Raw genomic sequence first — 17,041 nt, forward strand, 5'->3', positions numbered from 1 at the left:
ACGGGCGGACCAAGCGGTCCGCCCTTTGCATCAGACGCCTGCGTCGATGGGTCTGAACCCTGCCGAACGCGCCCTGAGCCAGCGCTCCAGATAGCCGAAATCGTCCGGCTCTTCCCGGATCAGGAAGCCTTCGGGCATGTAGGGATAGACCTTGTTCCCCGGCACCATGTCGCGGTCCTTCTCGCGCATCATCAGGTGATGCGGCTGGAAGAGCGACGGATGCTCCAGCCCCGCCGCGCCGGTCATCTCGCCCAGGGCCTTCATCGTGTTCCGGTGAAACCGCGCCACGCGCTCGGCCTTCGTTGGGACCACCAGCGCGCGCTGCCGTACCGCGTCCTGCGTGGCCACGCCCACGGGGCATCGGTTGGTGTGGCAGGCCTGCGCCTGAATGCAGCCGATCGAGAACATGAAGCCGCGCGCCGAATTGGCCCAGTCCGCGCCAAGCGCCAGAACCTTGGCCAGATCGAAGGCCGAGACGACCTTGCCCGACGCGCCGATCTTGATCCGGTCCCTGATCCCCGCGCCGCGGAGCGTGTTGTGGGCGAATGTCAGGCCCTCGACCAGTGGCATCCCGATATTGTCCGAGAACTCGACAGGGGCCGCGCCGGTGCCGCCTTCCTTGCCGTCGATCACGATGAAATCGGGCGTGATGTCGGTCTCCAGCATCGCCTTGACGATGCACATGAATTCGCGCCGATGGCCGATGCACATCTTCATGCCGACGGGCTTTCCCTTGGCCAGGTCGCGCAGCCGGGCGATGAACTGAACAAGCTCGATAGGTGTCGAAAACTCGGGATGAGCGGCGGGCGACACGCAGTCCTGTCCCATGGGCACGCCCCGCGCTTCGGCGATCTCTTCCGAGATCTTCGACGCGGGCAGCATTCCCCCATGCCCCGGCTTGGCGCCCTGGCTGAGCTTCAACTCGATCATCTTGACCTGCGGGTCCGCGGCCTGAGCCGCGAATTTCTCCGGATCGAAGCGCCCATCCTCGGTCCGGCAGCCGAAATATCCCGAGCCCACCTGATAGATCAGGTCGCCGCCGCCCATCCGGTGATAGCGGCTTATCCCGCCTTCACCTGTGTCATGGGCAAAGCCACCCATCCGCGCGCCGGTGTTCAGCGCCTCGATGGCGCGGGCAGAGAGCGCGCCGAAACTCATGGCCGAGATGTTGTAGATCGACGCGGCATAGGGCTGCGTGCAGCCCGGCCCGCCGATCTCGACCCGGAAATCGGTGTCCTCGATATGGATCGGCATGACCGAATGGGTGATCCACTGGTAACCGCTGTCATAGACGCGCTGCCGGGTTCCGAAGGGCCGCTTGTCCTCTTCGCCCTTGGCGCGCTGATAGATCAGCGAGCGCGCGTCGCGGGAAAACGGCTCCTCATCCTGATCGCTTTCGATCAGATACTGGCGAATCTCGGGGCGGATACCTTCGAACAGAAAGCGCATATGCCCGATGACGGGATAGTTTCTCAGGATCGAATGCCGCTCCTGGACGACGTCATAGACGCCCACCAGCGCCAGCACGCCGAATATGACGAAGGGAACCCAGAACCAGGCCGAGAGGGCCAGCCCGATCAGCGAGCCAAGTGCCAGGACGATCGTCGCCCCGAAGATGTAATAGCGTTCCATTTTCCCTTCCGCCGGTCGTGTCGCCCGACGTTTCGGGCCGTTTCCCATGACCATACCGGGAAAGTCCTTGCCTTCCAGTCACAAAGACGGGGGCGACAAGCGAAAACGGGCCGCCCTTTCAGGCAGCCCGTCCAATTTCGTCGAATGTCCGAAGATCAGTCTTCGTCTTCGTCCAGTTTCTCGTCCAGCTCGGCCTTTTCCTGAACAGCCGGCTCGCCGGTTTCCTGTTCGTCGGCCGTTTCCAGCTCGTCCAGCTCGGCGGCGCCGATGTCTTCGAAGAGTTCCGCGATCTCCAGATCGGCCTGAAGCTCTTCCTCGGCGGCCTGCTCGATGACGTCGATGCCCTTCGCCTGAAGCTCGGCCTCTTCGACCGAACGCGCGACGTTCAGCTCGATGGTGGTCTCGACTTCGGGGTGGAGGACGACGGCAACCTTGTGCACGCCCAGTTCCTTGATCGGGGCGATCAGGGCGACCTGACCGCGATCGATCGAGAACCCGGCCTCGGTGGCGGCATCTGCGGCGTCACGCGTGGTGACCGAACCGTAGAGCGCGCCCCCGTCGGATGCCTGACGGATCACGACGAACTGCTGTCCGCCCAGCTTGTCGGCAAGGGCTTCGGCTTCTTTCTTGGTCTCGAGGTTGCGCGCCTCAAGCTGAGCCTTCTCGGACTCGAACTGCTTGATGTTGGCTTCCGACGCCCACAGTGCCTTTTTCTGCGGCAGAAGGAAGTTCCGGGCATAACCGTCCTTGACGGTGACGATGTCGCCCATCTGGCCAAGCTTGGCCACGCGTTCCAGAAGGATAACCTGCATGGGTAGTCTCCTTATTTCACGGCGTAGGGCAGAAGGGCGAGGAAGCGGGCGCGCTTGATCGCACGGGCCAGCTCACGCTGCTTCTTGGCCGAAACGGCGGTGATACGGCTGGGGACAATCTTGCCGCGCTCGGAAATGTACCGCTGCAGCAGCTTGGTGTCCTTGTAGTCGATCTTGGGTGCATTGTCGCCGGAGAAGGGGCAGACCTTGCGGCGGCGGAAAAACGGTTTTGCAGCCATTGTCAGTCCTCCTTAGCGGCGCTCACGGCGACCTTCGCGGTCGTCACGCTTCTGCATCTGAGCCGAGGGGCCTTCCTCGTGCTCGTCGACCTTGATGGTTAGCACGCGCATGACGTCGTCATGCAGGCGCATCAGGCGCTCCATTTCCTGAACGGCCGGCGCGGGGGCGTCGGTTTTCAGAAAGGCGTAGTGGCCCTTGCGGTTCTTGTTGATCTTGTAGGCCATCGTCTTGACGCCCCAGTATTCGCTTTCCACGACTTTTCCGCCGTTATCCGCGAGAACCGAGCCAAAATGTTCGACAAGGCCTTCGGCTTGCGCGTTGGACAGGTCCTGACGCGCAATCATCACATGCTCGTAAAGCGGCATGATGTCTCCAGTTTTTCAGGGCGCACTTCAAAGGACGGGCCTGTCCGCCACCCCCGTCCACGAGAGGATGCGCCGTTCGCAGTTATGCGCGGCGGACCGGGGGCTTATACATGCCCCGCGAGCCAGATCAACCCCTCGCAGACCCGGTGCAAAACCCTTGCAAAAACGGGGCCGGGGCCAACTATCGGCACCGCTTTCGTCTCATTGCTGCCTTTTTTGGCCGCTATGCGGAACCAATGGCACAGAACGGGCAGAATACGGCATGAATGCCTTCACAAAGGTCTACATGGGCGACGAAGGCTCGCCGGCGCTCGAGATGATCGAGACGCCCTGGGGGTTCCGGCTGCGCCCGGCCAAGATCGAAAATCTGCGCAAGGACGCCGTGATCGAGTATACGCTGACCGGCCTCGGCGGCGTGCTGATCCTTGTGGCCGCCCTTCAGTGGCTGCTGCCAGGCACGCGGTGGGGCATGGACATGCTTGCGATCAAGCTGATGTTCTCGACCGTTCTGGTGGTCGTCGGCGGCATCCTGATCAACGTGGCCGGCCGTGGCTTCCGTCCCGAGGTGCAGGTCGACCGCGCACGCGGCGAAATCCGCTTCGTGTCGCGGAACCCGCGCGGGCGGGGCAAGATCCTTGCCGAGGTCGATCTGGACCGCGTGATCGGCGTGGGCATGACGCGCTCGATCGACGGCCCGGACTGTCATTGCCTGATCTACCTGATTGACGGCGAAAAGCCTCTGCGCCTCGCGTCGGGCACCGAACCCGAGATCAAGAAGATCAAGAAACGGATGGACGAATTCGTCGTTCCGCCCTCGGAGCGCTCGGCGCGGCGCGCCTGACGGCCAGTTGTTCTTTTTGCGACAGACGGATGTCGCGGATGAGACATTGTTTGCCGTAACCGACACCACCTGTTAACCTTTTTTCACCGCAGTTTGGCGCTGTGGACGCCGGGCTTCCGGCTGCCGCGGCGGACCAAAGCCAATAATCACGCCGACCACGGCCTCTGGAGGGGCCGTAGAGACGCGGAACAGGAGGGAGACATGTATTCAACCATTATGGTTCCGGTCGATCTTGCGCATTTGGGCACACTCACCAAGGCGCTTTCGACGGCAACCGATCTTGCGAAACACTATGACGTCCCGGTCGTCTATGTCGGCGTGACCAGCGCCGCGCCGGGCCCGCTCGGGCATACGCCCGAAGAGTACGGCGACAAGCTCTCGTCATTCGCCGCCGAGCAGGCGAACGCGGGCGGAATCAAGACCAGCTCCCAAACCCTTGTCAGCCACGATCCGACGACGGATGTGGACGATGCGCTCTTGCAGGCGGTCAAGGATACCGGGGCGGACCTGGTCGTGATGGCGTCACATCTTCCCGGCCTTGCCGACTATGTGTGGCCATCGAATGGCGGCAAGATCGCCGCCCATTCAAGTGCTTCTGTATTCGTCGTCCGGGGCTGATCGCATCCGGATGCACAAACAAGAACAAGGAGGTCTCGTAACATGACGGACCAATCAACGGATCAGGGCATCCCCGAGCCCGAGGGCGCGTCCGATATCATCCAGACCGATTACGAAATCGGCCAGGACAATATCGAAGCGCAGATCGGGCCGTTCGGCCTTGATATTCACAACCCGGTTTTCCTGATTTCCGGGGTCAGCATCATCGCCTTTGTCTTCTACGCGCTGGCGCTGCCGGATCAGGCGGGCGAGTTCTTCGGCTGGCTCCGGCCCGCCCTGACATCGACCTTCGACTGGTTCTTCCTGTCGGCGGCCAACATCTTTGTCCTTTTCTGCCTTATCCTCATCGTCAGCCCCTGGGGCGGCGTCAGGATCGGCGGCAAGGACGCTACCCCCGACTACAGCTATCCCGGCTGGTTCGCGATGCTCTTCGCCGCGGGCATGGGCATCGGCCTGATGTTCTTCGGCGTTCTGGAGCCTGCCTATTACTTCGGCACGCCATGGGGCGACGCGCCGCTCGGCGTGGTCAGACCATTCGACGAGAACGGGATGCTGATCGAGGCCAATGTGGAAGAGGCGCGGCGCATGGCGCTGGCCGCCACGTCCTATCACTGGGCATTGCACCCTTGGGCGATCTACGCGGTCGTGGCGCTGGCTCTGGCGCTCTTCTCCTATAACAAGGGGCTTCCGCTGACGATCCGCTCGGCCTTCTACCCGATCTTCGGGGAACGGGTCTGGGGCTGGACCGGCCACATCATCGATATCCTCGCGGTCTTCGCGACGCTCTTCGGCCTTGCGACTTCGCTCGGCTTCGGCGCGCAGCAGGCCAACGCGGGTCTGGAGCATATCTACGGCATCCCGAACAACGTCACGGTTCAGGTCATCCTGATCACTGCGATTACTGCCGTGGCGCTGATCTCGGTCGTGCGCGGCCTCGACGGCGGGGTGAAGATCCTGTCCGAGGTCAACATGGTGCTGGCCTTCCTGCTGCTCATCTTCGTTCTCTTCGCCGCCGGCGCGGGCACGATCCTGAGCGAGTTCGCAGCCGGTCTCGTCGCCTATACGCAAGAGGTCGTGCCTCTCTCGAACCCGTTCGGGCGCGAGGATACGGGCTACATGCAGGGCTGGACCTCGTTCTACTGGGCGTGGTGGATCAGCTGGTCACCGTTCGTGGGCATGTTCATCGCCCGCGTCAGCCGGGGCCGGAGCGTGCGCGAATTCATCATCTGCGTGCTTCTGATTCCCAGCTTCGTCTGCGTGCTCTGGATGGCCGTCTTCGGCGGTGCCGCGATCAACGACATGATCGCAAACGGGGCCGACTCGATGGTGAAGGCCAACGTGATCGACAACTACAGCCCGGAACTGAGCCTCTTCGCGATGCTCGAAAGCCTGCCGCTGGCCGCGATCACCTCGACCCTCGGGATCATCCTGGTCATCGTCTTCTTCGTGACCTCGTCGGACTCGGGCTCGCTCGTGATCGACACGATCACGGCGGGTGGCAAGATCGACGCTCCGCTGCCGCAGCGGGTGTTCTGGTGCACCTTCGAAGGGGCGGTCGCGATCGTGCTTCTGATCGGAGGCGGTCTGACGGCGCTACAGGCCATGGTCATCTCGACCGGGCTGCCGTTCACGGTCGTACTTTTGCTCATGTGCATCGCCATCGTGAAAGGCCTGAGAAGCGAACCCCGCTGATCCGTCGCCCGAACCACAGGAAGGGGCCGGCCCGCAGCCGGCCCTTTTCTTTTGCCTTGACGGCCCCGCGCGCATCCGGTCCGGTCGGGCCATGAAAACACTCGACATCGACGTTATCCGCGCCGCGTTTCCGGCCTTTTCCAACCCAGCCTTCGACGGCGTCGCGCTTTTCGACAATGCCGGCGGCTCGGTGCCTTGCCGTCAGGTGATCGACCGCCTGAGCCGCTTCTATCACGAGCGGAAAGTGCAACCCTATGCCGACTATGGCCCGAGCGCAGCCGCGGGCGAAGAGATGGACGAGGCGCGGAGCCGCCTTGCCGCCATCCTCGGCGTCGATACCGACGAGGTCAGCTTCGGCCCGTCCACCACGCAGAACACATTCGTCCTTGCCAACGCGTTCCGCCAGTTCCTTGAACCGGGCGATGCGATCATCGTCACCGATCAGGATCACGAGGCCAATTCCGGCCCCTGGCGGCGGCTGGCCGAAGACGGCATCGAAATCCGCGAGTGGAAGATCGACCCAGAAACCGGCCATCTCGACCCTGCAGACCTGCCACCCTTGCTGGATGGCGCGCGGCTTCTCTGCTTTCCCCATTGTTCGAACGTGGTGGGCGAGATCAACGACGCCGCCGCGATCACGGCCATGGCCCACGAGGCGGGTGTGGCCGTCTGCGTCGACGGCGTCAGCTATGCGCCCCACGGGCTGCCCGACGTCGGCGCGATGGGGGCGGATATCTACCTGTTCTCGGCCTACAAGACCTATGGGCCCCATCAGGGGATCATGGTCATCCGCCGCGCACTCGGCGAGGCGTTGCCCAATCAGGGACACTTCTTCAACGGCGACACGCTCTACAAGCGGTTCACGCCGGCCGGTCCGGACCACGCGCAGGTGGCGGCCTCGGCCGGGATGGCGGACTATATCGACATGCTGGCGGATCACCTCGGGCAGGGCGGGGCAAGCCCGCGCGACCGGGGCAGGGCCGTGCATGACGCGATGCGGGCGCGCGAGACGGCACTTCTTAAGCCGCTGCTCGATTATCTCGGCAACCGGAACTCGGTCCGGCTTCTCGGCCCCACCGATGCCCCCGCCCGCGCGCCCACTGTCGCCGTCGTCACCGACACACCCGGCGCGACGCTCGCCGCCGAGATGGTGCCGCATGGCATCGGCGCGGCAGGCGGCGATTTCTACGCGGTGCGTCCGCTGTCCGCGATGGGGATCGACACCGATCATGGCGTTCTCCGTATGAGCTTTACCCATTACACGACCGAAGCCGAGGTTGACCGGCTGATAGGGGCCCTAGATCACGTCCTGTAACCGACGTGGATGAGGGCGTTTCATGAGTGATGCAGCACCGGCGATCTGGTGGGTCCGAAGGGACCTGCGCCTTGGCGACAATCCGGCTCTGACCGAGGCGTTGAAGGCGGGCGGGCCGGTCATCCCCGTGTTCATTCTGGACGAGGTGTTCGAAAGCTACGGGGCCTGTCCCCTTTGGCGCTTCGGCCTTGGCGTCGAACATCTGGCGAAAACACTGGAAGAGGCCGGATCGCGCCTGATCCTCCGGCGGGGCAAGGCGAAGGACGTCCTGACCGCGCTAGTGAACGAAACCGGCGCGAAGACCGTCCGTTGGAGCCGAGCCTACGACCCCGATCAGGTCGCGCGCGACAAGGGCGTCAAAGCGGCGCTGGAAGACGCGGGCGTCGACGCGAAAAGCGTGGCCGGGCACCTGATGTTCGAGCCGTGGAGCGTTGAGACCAAACAGGGCGAGTTCTACAAGGTCTACACGCCCTTCTGGCGCTCGGTGAAGGATCGGGACGTACCGGCGCCGGTCTCGCGCCCGTCTGACCTGAATCCGCCCCAAAGCTGGCCCGACAGCGAAAAGCTGGAAGACTGGGCACTGGATGCCGCCATGGTGCGGGGCGCCGACATCGTCCGCCCGCATCTGAACATCGGCGAGGACGCGGCCAGCGCCCGGCTTGCCGCCTTTATCGCCCACCGGATCGACGCCTATGACGAGATGCGGGACTTTCCGGGCGAGGACGGCACATCCCGCCTGTCGGAAAACCTTGCTTGGGGCGAGATCAGCCCGCGTGCCTGCTGGCACGCCGGTATCCGCGCGCTGAACGAGGGCAAGAAAGGCGCCGAGACGTTCCTGAAAGAGCTGGTCTGGCGCGAGTTCGCCTATCACCTCGTCTGGCACACGCCCAGGATCGTCAGCGGCAACTGGCGCGAGGAATGGGACGCCTTCCCCTGGAACGAGGACGAGCGGAAGGCCGAGGTCAAGGCGTGGAAACAGGGGAGGACCGGCATCCGCTTCGTCGATGCCGCCATGCGCGAGATGTACGTCACGGGGCACATGCACAACCGCGCACGGATGATCGTCGCCTCCTACCTGACCAAGCACCTGCTCTGTCACTGGCGGATCGGCCAGAAGTGGTTCGAGGACTGCCTGATCGACTGGGATCCGGCGTCGAACGCCATGGGCTGGCAATGGTCGGCGGGCTCCGGCCCTGACGCGACGCCCTATTTCCGCGTCTTCAACCCGGTCACCCAGATCGACAAGTTCGACAAGGACCGAACGTACCTGAAACGCTGGCTGGCCGAGGAGTATTCCCGGCCCACGAAAACGGCGCTGTCCTATTTCGACGCGATCCCCGAAAGTTGGAACATGTCCCCCGACGACGAATATCCCGAGCCCATCGTCCCCCATGACGAGGGCCGAAAACGCGCGCTCGACGCCTATGAAAACCGGGATTTCTGACACTGGCATTGCCATGCTGCGCCGCATATGCTGCGCTCGCAAAGTAACCCAGCCGGAAGGAAGCGCGCCTCATGTCACTCAACGGAAAAACCGCCATTGTCACCGGTTCGAACTCCGGCATCGGGCTGGGGATCGCGCGTGAACTGGCCAAGGCAGGCGCGAACGTGGTGCTGAACTCGTTCACCGACCGGGACGAGGATCACGCGCTGGCCGCTGAACTTTCCGAAGAGACCGGAACAAGCGCGCGCTACATCAAGGCCGACATGTCGAAGCCGGACGAGTGCCGCGCGCTGATCGAACAGGCGGGCACCTGCGATATCCTCGTGAACAACGCCGGTATCCAGTATGTCGCCCCCATCGACAAGTTCCCGACCGAAAAGTGGGACGCGATCATCGCGATCAACCTTTCCTCGGCCTTCCACACCACCGCCGCGGCGCTGCCGATGATGCGCAAGGCCGGCTGGGGCAGGGTGGTCAACATCGCTTCCGCCCACGGACTGACGGCCTCGCCCTATAAATCGGCCTATATCGCCGCCAAGCACGGGATCGTCGGACTGACCAAGACCACCGCGCTCGAAACGGCGGAGGAACCGATCACCGCCAACGCCATCTGTCCGGGCTACGTGCTGACGCCGCTGGTCGAAGCGCAGATCCCCGATCAGATGAAGGCCCACAACATGGACCGCGACACGGTGGTCCGCGAGGTGATGCTGTCCCGCCAGCCGTCAAAGGAATTCGCCACCGTCGAGCAGATGGGCGGCACCTGCGTCTTCCTCTGCTCGGATTCGGCGGCGCAGATCACCGGTACGACGATCAGCGTGGATGGCGGCTGGACCGCGCTCTGACGCGGCGCCGATGTCCGACACCGCACCCATCCGCATCAATCTCGCCCTTCAGGGCGGGGGCGCGCACGGCGCCTTCACCTGGGGCGTGCTCGACCGGTTGCTCGAAGAAGACAACATCGAGATCGCGGGCATCTCGGGCACCTCCGCCGGGGCGCTGAACGGCGCAGCGCTCAAGGCGGGGCTCTTGGAGAGGGGCCGGACGGGCGCGCGCGAGAACCTCGACTGGCTCTGGCGCCGCGTGGGAAACCTTGGCGACATGCGGCTGACGGCCTGGATGGCGCCCTTCACGCCCGCGCCCGCCATGGTGGCTCAGGCGCTTGAATACTCGCTGCCCTTCGGTCTTGCCGACGCCGCCACGCGGGTCTTTTCCCCTTACATGTCCGGCCCGTTCTACCGCAACCCGCTCGAACGGGTTGCGCGGCGGTTCCACTATGATGCGGTCTGCGCCGACGCGGGGCCGGCGCTTTTCGTCTCGGCCACGAATGTCCGCACCGGCAAGATCAGGGTCTTCACAGGCCACGAGATCACTACGGACGCGATCCTTGCCTCGGCCTGCCTGCCGACGCTTTTCCGCGCGGTGGAGATTGGAGGCGAAGCGTACTGGGACGGCGGCTATACCGGCAATCCGGCGCTCTTCCCGCTCTTCGACCAGAACCTGCCCGATGACGTGGTCATCGTGAACATCAACCCGCTCTACCGGCCCGATATCCCGACCGACCCGCGCGACATTCTGAACCGGATCAACGAGGTCAGCTTCAATTCCTCGCTTCTCCGCGAACTCCGCGCCATCGAATTCGTCCAGCGCCTGATCGACGCCGACAAGATCGAGGAAGGGGCGATGAAGCGCGTGAACGTCCACATGATCGCCGATGACGAGCTGATGCGCGGGCTGAGCGTGGCGTCGAAGCTGGTGCCGGTCCCGTCCGTGCTGACCGATCTCAAGGCCGCCGGACGGGCGGCCTGCGAGACCTTCCTCAGCGAACACCGGACAAAACTGGGCCGGCAGTCGAGTGTCGATCTGCCGGCCATGTATTCCTGAACAGCGCGCGGGCGCTCTTATTCTTCGGGCAGAACCACGCCATCCCCGCCGCCCGACGCTACTGCGGCCAGGATCACGAGGAAGATGAGCGGTACGACGAAACCACCGGAGGTCGCCGCGCCGGCGGCAACCGTTTCGGGCGCCATGACCACCTCGGGCTCGATCGCGGGCGTGGCAAGGTTGCCCGCCGAGACGGGCCCGCTTCCGATTGCAATCGCCGCCGCGATGGTGGCTGCAGGTTTCACATATTTCAACGGGTCGCCCTCCCAAAATTCCGTTCGATCAATATACCACGAAATCTCCTTCCGCAGCGGGGTATTCGCGCGGAATATGGAAATGGTGTTCCCGCCACCACATCGACAGTACCCATTTGACGCCGCTGTCCGGACCGAAGCCCACATGGGCGCTGTCGGGGTGCACTGTGTTCGCGCCGGGCGGTGTGTTGGCGAAGACAAGAACACGGCCCAGCCGGGGGCGTGCGGCCACCTTGAGGTTTGGAAAGGCAGTCTGACCGCCATCCTCGACATCGTTCAGGTAGCAGAGCGTCGTGAACAGCCGCTGGCCGCCCCGCTCCAGCAGATGCGCGCTTGTGCCGCCGGCGTCGTAGCCGTCGAAATGCAGGTCGAAAAGCTGCTCTCCCTCATAGCGGAGAAGCTTCGAGGTCTCGCAATTCTCGGGCGGCAGGCGGAGGAGACCCGAGATGCGCGTGGCAAGCTCGGTCAGCTCCGGCACCTGCCACTGGTCGACGAGGGCGGCAAGATTGGTGCGTTTCTCGCCAGTGACCCGGCCGTCCTCGGTGCCGTAGGTCGGCTGCTCCAGCCGCGCCTCGCCCGCGGCGATCGCCGCCCTGGCCGTCGCCTCGTCGAAGACGCCGTCATAGACCGCCACGAAGGGGTTCGCGCTCAGAAGTTGGGATCGTATCATGCCCGCCCTCGTTTTCCCGCCACTCTGTAAGGGAAGGGGGCGAGGATCAAGAGGCGCGCGCGGTAGGCTGGCGCACCTCGCCGATGGGGGTGGGGCTGGCCTTGTCGCCATTCGGATAGACAAGCCCTGCCGAAATCACCAGCTTGGCCGCGTCCTCGACCGTCATGTTCAACTCGATGACGTCGGATTTGGGCAGGAACAGCAGGAATCCGGACGTCGGGTTGGGTGTCGTGGGCAGGAAGACCGCCGTCTTGTCCTCGTCCACCGGCATGCTGGCCGCGATTTCGCCTTTGGCGCTGGTCGAGATGAAGGCGATGCACCAGATGCCCTTGCGCGGATACTCGATCAGACAGGCCTTGTCGAAGGACGAGTCGCTTTGAGCGAAAACGGTTTCCGCAATTTGTTTCAGGCCGTTATAGACCGATCTTACCACGGGAAGGCCCTGCACCAGCCCCTCGGCCCAGGCGATCATGGACTTGCCGATGATGCCCTTGGCAAGCCAGCCGACGAGGATCGTGAAGACAAGGAAGACGATCACGCCAACGCCGCGCACGTTCAGACCGACATACTGGTCCGGTCTCAGCCAGATCGGCACGAAGGGCAGGACCCAGCTATCGACCCAGCCCGCGACGGTCCAGATCAGGTACAGCGTCAGGCTGATCGGGGCGACGACGACCAGACCGGTCAGGAAGGACCCGCGGAGCGAGGAAAACAGCCCGCGCCGTTTTTTCGGCTCCTGATCGTCGTTGAATGGTGTGCTCATGCCTGTGGTCCTGACCGCGCGTCCCGGCGCTCTTCAACCTAGGCCGTCTGAACGGCCAGAACAACGGCCCAGGCGGGAAATCAACTGTTTTCCCGCGCGGCCGCCAGATGGGTGGCGATTTTCGCGGCAAGGCGCGCGTTGTTCAGGACGAGTGCGATATTCGCCTTGAGCGATGCGCCATCGGTCAGCTCGTAAATGCGCTGCAACAGGTAGGGCGTGACCGCTTTTCCGGTGACGCCATGATGCGCGGCATCCTGCATGGCGCGCTCGATGATCGGCATGATGACCGCGCGCGGGATTTCATCCGACTCGGGGATCGGGTTGGCGACAAGCTGCCCGCCAGGCAGGCCCATCGCGCCCCGCATCCGGTGGGCCGCCGCGATCTCGGCCGGGTCACCCATGCTGAGCGGGGCGTCGAGGCCCGAGTTTCGCGACCAGAAGGCGGGGAAAGCCTTCTGGCCATAGGCGATGACCGGCACGCCAAGTGTTTCCAGCACCTCCAGCGTCTTCGGCAGGTCCAGAATGGCCTTCGCACCCGCCGCAACGACGGTTACCGGCGTTTCGGACAATTCGCGAAGGTCGGCGGAAATATCGAAGCTGTTCTCGGCCCCCCGGTGAACACCGCCCACGCCGCCCGTGGCGAAGACCTCGATCCCGGCCAGCCGCGCGGCGATCATCGTGGCGGCGACGGTGGTCGCGCCCGTGCCGCCCGTTGCGATGCAGGCGGCGATGTCGGCCCGGCTCAGCTTGGCCACGTGACGGCGCTGCCCCAGCGCGTCCAGCGTTTCGGCATCGAGACCCACGCGGAGCACCCCGTCGATCACGATGATTGTCGCGGGGACCGCACCCTCGGCGCGGATCTGATCCTCGACCGCGCGGGCGGTTTCAACGTTCTCGGGATAAGGCATCCCGTGGGTGATGATCGTCGATTCAAGCGCCACGACGGGCCGTCCGACCGCCTTGGCCGCCGCCACATCCTCGGACAGTCTGAGGGGAAGATCGGTCATCCGGAAATGTCTCCTGATACGTAATCCGCCGCCGCGCGCAACGCTGTCTCAAGCGCCGCCTCGGGCGCCTCGCCGCGCGCTTCGGCGGCGATATGGGCGGCCATGAAAGTGTCACCCGCGCCGGTCACACGCGTGACCAGCACCTGCGGCGGTGTCGCGACGATCACGCCGGAGGCCCGCGCGTGGGCCGCCGCGCGTCCGCCATCGGTCACCAGCACTTCCGCCGCGCCCCGCGCCAGCATCGCGCTGGCGGCGGCCTCGGCGCTGTCGAAGCGTGTCTGGCACAAAAGGCCCGCCTCTTCGAGGTTCACGTAGAGTGTCGCGCGCGGGCAGGCCAGAAGCGGCAGCAGCCGCTCGGCCTTGCCAGGCGATGCCGGCGCCACACGCAGATCGGCGGCGGCAAAGAGCGGGCTGTCGGCAATTTCGCCCAGAAGGTCTTCGGTCAGGTTGCCGTCAAGCGCGATCTGCCCCGCAAAGGGCGCCTCGGCCGTCCCCAGCGCGCCATTCGCCAGGGGCCGCAGGATCTTGTCGCCCGCCGCCTCCAGCGAATGCGCGTCCGCAATCGCCGCGATCAGCCCGTTCGCCCCTTCGACCGCCATGTAGCGGTCCGTCGGCAGGTCTTCCGAGCGGTAGACATGCCCGGTCACCATCCCCAGCCGGTCGGCAGCGGCGACCAGTTCGTCGCCTTCCTCGTCCCGCCCGATGGCGGTCAGCAGGACAGGCCGCATCGCGAAGCGCCTGAGCGTCATGGCGATGTTCATCGCAACCCCGCCCGGCAGCCGCGTGATCCGCCCGGGCACGTCCGATCCCACGCGCATCACTGCGCCCGAACGCCCGATGATGTCCCAGAGGACCGACCCGATACAGATGATATCCCGCGTCTCAGCCATGGGTGCGGGTTTGACCGGATCGCGCGATCTTGGCAAGCCGCACCGGACATCCGCGCCTGTCGAAAAACCGTGACCCCACGCGTCCTTGATGCGCTAGACTTCTGATGAGGAGGGCAGAGCAATGCCGATCACTCAAAAGACCTTCGACTTTCTCGCCGATCTCGACGCCAACAACGACAAGGACTGGTTCGAGGACAACCGCGATCGCTACGAGACCGCGTGGAGGGTGCCCGGCCTTCACCTGATCGAGGCTGTGGCCGAGGACATGGCCCGGCTCGACCCGCCGCTGAAGGCCGAAGCGCGACTCAACGGTTCTCTCCGCCGGATCAATCGCGACACCCGCTTTTCCAAGGACAAGACGCCTTATAATGCGCGACTGCACCTCGTTTTCTGGCATGGCAGCCACCCGAACCGCGCGCCGGGAATGCATGTGGTCCTGTCCCCCGAGGGCGTCGGCTATGGCGCCGGGCAATGGGCGATCGAGCCGCCACGGCTCGCCACGCTCCGCGACAGGATCGCATCGGACCCGTCAGAGCTTCTCGCTGCGTTGGATGCTGCAGGAAAGGTCGGGTGCCGGATGAGCGCGCCGGACCTCGCGCGCCTTCCAAAAGGATACGACGCGGACGGACCGGCAGCTGACCTTCTCCGCTACAAGGGTTTCGTGGCGCGCACCCATGACGCGCCAGCACCGGCCAGTGCGATCATCGGGGCAGGGGCCACGGACTGGGTGATGGAGCAGACCCGCGCGCTCCTGCCGCTGATCCGCTGGCTCAGCGCCTAGCGCGTCCCCGCGAAGCGCGTCTCCCAATCGGCGCGCTCTTCGTCGCTGATCTTGCGGAAAAGAACGTCCGGCACCGTGAACGCGTGCCCTGCAGGCAGAGCCTCCAGCGCCGCGCGCATGTCGCCGGGCCACTCGGTGTCGAGCGTGTTCATCGACGACAGCATCCGCGCCGCCGCATCCGGGATGAAGGGCGCCGACAGCACCGCGTAGACCCGGATCAGGTTCAGCGCCAGCCGCACAACCGCCGCCGCCCGCTCGGGGTCTTCCTTGTAAGCGGCCCAGGGTGCGGCGGATTGCAGATATTCGTTCCCCGCGACCCAGAGCGCGCGCAACTCGGCCGCCGCTTTCCGGACCTCGATCGCCTCCATGTGACGCTCATAGGCGGCCAGCCCCTCGGTCAGGCGCGCGATAAGCGCCTCTTCCTCGGCTCCCCATGCGCCGCCCGCGGGCACCCCTTCGCCGAATTTCGAGCGGCAGAACTTGGTCACCCGGCTCACGAAATTGCCCAGCACATCGGCCAGGTCCTTGTTCACCGAGGACTGGAAATTCTCCCACGTGAACTCGCTGTCCGAGCTCTCGGGCGCATGGGACAGAAGCCACCAGCGCCAGTAATCGGCGGGCAGGATCTCCAGCGCCTGATCCATGAAGACGCCACGGCCTTGAGACGTCGAGAACTGGCCGCCGTCATAATTGAGATAGTTGAACGACTTGATGTAATCGACCAGCTTCCACGGCTCGCCCGACCCGATGATCGTGGCCGGGAAGGACAGCGTATGGAAGGGTACGTTGTCCTTGCCCATGAATTGGACGTAGCGCACATCGTCGGCGCCCTTGTCGGTCCGCCACCAGCGTTCCCACTCGGCATCCGGCGCGCCGCGTTCGTCCGACCACTCCTTGGCGCAGGCGATGTATTCGATGGGCGCGTCGAACCAGACATAAAAGACCTTGCCCTCCATGCCGGGCCAGTCCTGATCGCCCTTCTTCACCGGAATGCCCCAGTCCAGATCCCGCGTGATCCCCCGGTCCTGCAATCCGTCGCCGTCGTTCAGCCACTTCCTGGCGATCGACGTGGTCAGGATGGGCCAGTCGGTCTTGGTGTCGATCCAGTCCGACAACTCCTTCCGAAGCGAGCGCTGCTTCAGGTACAGATGCTTCGTCTCCCGCACTTCCAGTTCGGTCGATCCCGAAATAGCCGAGCGCGGCTCGATCAGGTCGGTCGGGTCGAGCTGCTTGGTGCAGTTCTCGCACTGGTCGCCCCGCGCCCGGTCGTAGCCGCAGTTGGGGCAGGTGCCTTCGATATACCGGTCGGGCAGAAACCGGCCATCGGCATTCGAATAGACCTGAGACTCGGTCACTTCCTCGATCAGCCCGGCCTCGGCCAGCTTTCCGGCGAAATGCTGGGTCAGCGCGTGGTTCTGCGGGCTCGACGAGCGGCCGAACTTGTCGAAGGACAGGCCGAACCCGTCCGACAGCTCCTTCTGGACCCCCCACATCCGCGCGCAGTACTCGTCCACCGGCTCGCCCGTCTTGGCCGCCGCCAGTTCCGCCGGCGTCCCGTGCTCGTCGGTCGCGCAGAGGAACAACACCTCGTGGCCCCGCGCCCGGTTGTACCGCGCGAACAGATCCGCCGGAAGCTGGGAGCCCACGAGGTTGCCCAGATGCTTGATCCCGTTGATATAGGGAATCGCCGATGTGATCAGGATACGCGCCATGAAACCGCCCTCGGATGCTGCCGAAGGCGCTCTTAGCGTGGGCACGAGCGGGCGTCACCCCCCTTCTTCTTTTCGGAAATACTCCGGGGGAGCGATCGGAAGGGAGCGGGGGCCGAGCCCC

The 17,041-nt window shown here is 64.6% G+C and carries 18 protein-coding genes; 8 read left to right on the top strand and 10 right to left on the bottom strand.

Features of this window, described 5'->3' with window-relative positions; translation table 11 throughout:
- Positions 1–30: 30 nt before the first annotated feature.
- The 4 genes from GQ651_RS04695 to rpsF all read right to left on the bottom strand — a co-directional run bounded on the left by GQ651_RS04695 (position 31) and on the right by rpsF (position 3,049).
- On the bottom strand, positions 31–1,632 hold the full coding sequence (locus GQ651_RS04695) for an FMN-binding glutamate synthase family protein (RefSeq protein ID WP_160763034.1): 1,602 nt from the start codon (positions 1,630–1,632) through the stop codon (positions 31–33).
- A gap of 155 nt (positions 1,633–1,787) precedes the next feature.
- Entirely contained in the window at positions 1,788–2,444 is a 657-nt protein-coding gene (rplI, locus tag GQ651_RS04700; protein ID WP_160763035.1) for a 50S ribosomal protein L9, read from the bottom strand.
- 11 nt (positions 2,445–2,455) lie between these two features.
- On the bottom strand, positions 2,456–2,683 hold the full coding sequence (rpsR, locus tag GQ651_RS04705) for a 30S ribosomal protein S18 (RefSeq protein ID WP_008328567.1): 228 nt from the start codon (positions 2,681–2,683) through the stop codon (positions 2,456–2,458).
- Positions 2,684–2,695: 12 nt separating this feature from the next.
- A complete protein-coding gene (gene rpsF, locus GQ651_RS04710; RefSeq protein WP_160763036.1) occupies positions 2,696–3,049 on the bottom strand; it encodes a 30S ribosomal protein S6 in 354 nt (117 codons plus the stop codon).
- A gap of 262 nt (positions 3,050–3,311) precedes the next feature.
- Between rpsF and GQ651_RS04715 the strand changes: the two genes are divergently transcribed.
- From GQ651_RS04715 to GQ651_RS04745, 7 genes are all read left to right on the top strand, one after another.
- The gene (locus GQ651_RS04715; protein WP_160763037.1) at positions 3,312–3,890 is read left to right on the top strand and encodes a hypothetical protein; all 579 of its coding nucleotides are present in this window, start codon (positions 3,312–3,314) and stop codon (positions 3,888–3,890) included.
- A 201-nt stretch (positions 3,891–4,091) separates the two neighbouring features.
- Entirely contained in the window at positions 4,092–4,508 is a 417-nt protein-coding gene (locus GQ651_RS04720) for a universal stress protein (RefSeq protein ID WP_160763038.1), read from the top strand.
- Positions 4,509–4,550: 42 nt separating this feature from the next.
- A complete protein-coding gene (locus tag GQ651_RS04725) occupies positions 4,551–6,200 on the top strand; it encodes a BCCT family transporter (RefSeq protein ID WP_160763039.1) in 1,650 nt (549 codons plus the stop codon).
- Between the two features lie 91 nt (positions 6,201–6,291).
- Positions 6,292–7,515, top strand: a complete 1,224-nt coding sequence (locus GQ651_RS04730; protein WP_160763040.1) for an aminotransferase class V-fold PLP-dependent enzyme — start codon at positions 6,292–6,294, stop codon at positions 7,513–7,515.
- A 22-nt stretch (positions 7,516–7,537) separates the two neighbouring features.
- The gene (locus GQ651_RS04735) at positions 7,538–8,959 is read left to right on the top strand and encodes a cryptochrome/photolyase family protein (RefSeq protein WP_160763041.1); all 1,422 of its coding nucleotides are present in this window, start codon (positions 7,538–7,540) and stop codon (positions 8,957–8,959) included.
- A gap of 71 nt (positions 8,960–9,030) precedes the next feature.
- Positions 9,031–9,804, top strand: coding sequence for a 3-hydroxybutyrate dehydrogenase (locus tag GQ651_RS04740; RefSeq protein ID WP_160763042.1), 774 nt, complete (start codon positions 9,031–9,033; stop codon positions 9,802–9,804).
- A gap of 10 nt (positions 9,805–9,814) precedes the next feature.
- Positions 9,815–10,843, top strand: coding sequence for a patatin-like phospholipase family protein (locus GQ651_RS04745; protein ID WP_160763043.1), 1,029 nt, complete (start codon positions 9,815–9,817; stop codon positions 10,841–10,843).
- 17 nt (positions 10,844–10,860) lie between these two features.
- On the opposite strand, the gene GQ651_RS04750 is transcribed toward GQ651_RS04745, so the two are convergent.
- From GQ651_RS04750 to GQ651_RS04770, 5 genes are all read right to left on the bottom strand, one after another.
- On the bottom strand, positions 10,861–11,097 hold the full coding sequence (locus GQ651_RS04750; protein ID WP_227257957.1) for a hypothetical protein: 237 nt from the start codon (positions 11,095–11,097) through the stop codon (positions 10,861–10,863).
- A gap of 28 nt (positions 11,098–11,125) precedes the next feature.
- On the bottom strand, positions 11,126–11,767 hold the full coding sequence (locus GQ651_RS04755; RefSeq protein WP_160763044.1) for a 2OG-Fe(II) oxygenase: 642 nt from the start codon (positions 11,765–11,767) through the stop codon (positions 11,126–11,128).
- 46 nt (positions 11,768–11,813) lie between these two features.
- A complete protein-coding gene (locus GQ651_RS04760) occupies positions 11,814–12,530 on the bottom strand; it encodes a DUF502 domain-containing protein (protein ID WP_160763045.1) in 717 nt (238 codons plus the stop codon).
- 80 nt (positions 12,531–12,610) lie between these two features.
- Positions 12,611–13,537: a pseudouridine-5'-phosphate glycosidase gene (locus GQ651_RS04765; protein WP_160763046.1), complete on the bottom strand. Its 927-nt coding sequence runs from the start codon at positions 13,535–13,537 to the stop codon at positions 12,611–12,613.
- The gene (locus tag GQ651_RS04770) at positions 13,534–14,427 is read right to left on the bottom strand and encodes a PfkB family carbohydrate kinase (protein WP_160763047.1); all 894 of its coding nucleotides are present in this window, start codon (positions 14,425–14,427) and stop codon (positions 13,534–13,536) included. The genes GQ651_RS04765 and GQ651_RS04770 overlap by 4 nt, the downstream gene beginning before the upstream one ends.
- 121 nt (positions 14,428–14,548) lie before the next feature.
- Here GQ651_RS04770 and GQ651_RS04775 point away from each other — a divergent pair, with 121 nt between their 5' ends.
- The gene (locus tag GQ651_RS04775) at positions 14,549–15,208 is read left to right on the top strand and encodes a DUF2461 domain-containing protein (RefSeq protein ID WP_160763048.1); all 660 of its coding nucleotides are present in this window, start codon (positions 14,549–14,551) and stop codon (positions 15,206–15,208) included.
- Here GQ651_RS04775 and metG read toward each other — a convergent pair.
- The gene (metG, locus tag GQ651_RS04780; protein WP_160763948.1) at positions 15,205–16,920 is read right to left on the bottom strand and encodes a methionine--tRNA ligase; all 1,716 of its coding nucleotides are present in this window, start codon (positions 16,918–16,920) and stop codon (positions 15,205–15,207) included. The genes GQ651_RS04775 and metG overlap by 4 nt on opposite strands.
- Between the last annotated feature and the right edge of the window lie 121 nt (positions 16,921–17,041).

Source organism: Kangsaoukella pontilimi (assembly GCF_009830125.1).
GTDB classification, from domain to species: Bacteria; Pseudomonadota; Alphaproteobacteria; order Rhodobacterales; family Rhodobacteraceae; genus Kangsaoukella; species Kangsaoukella pontilimi.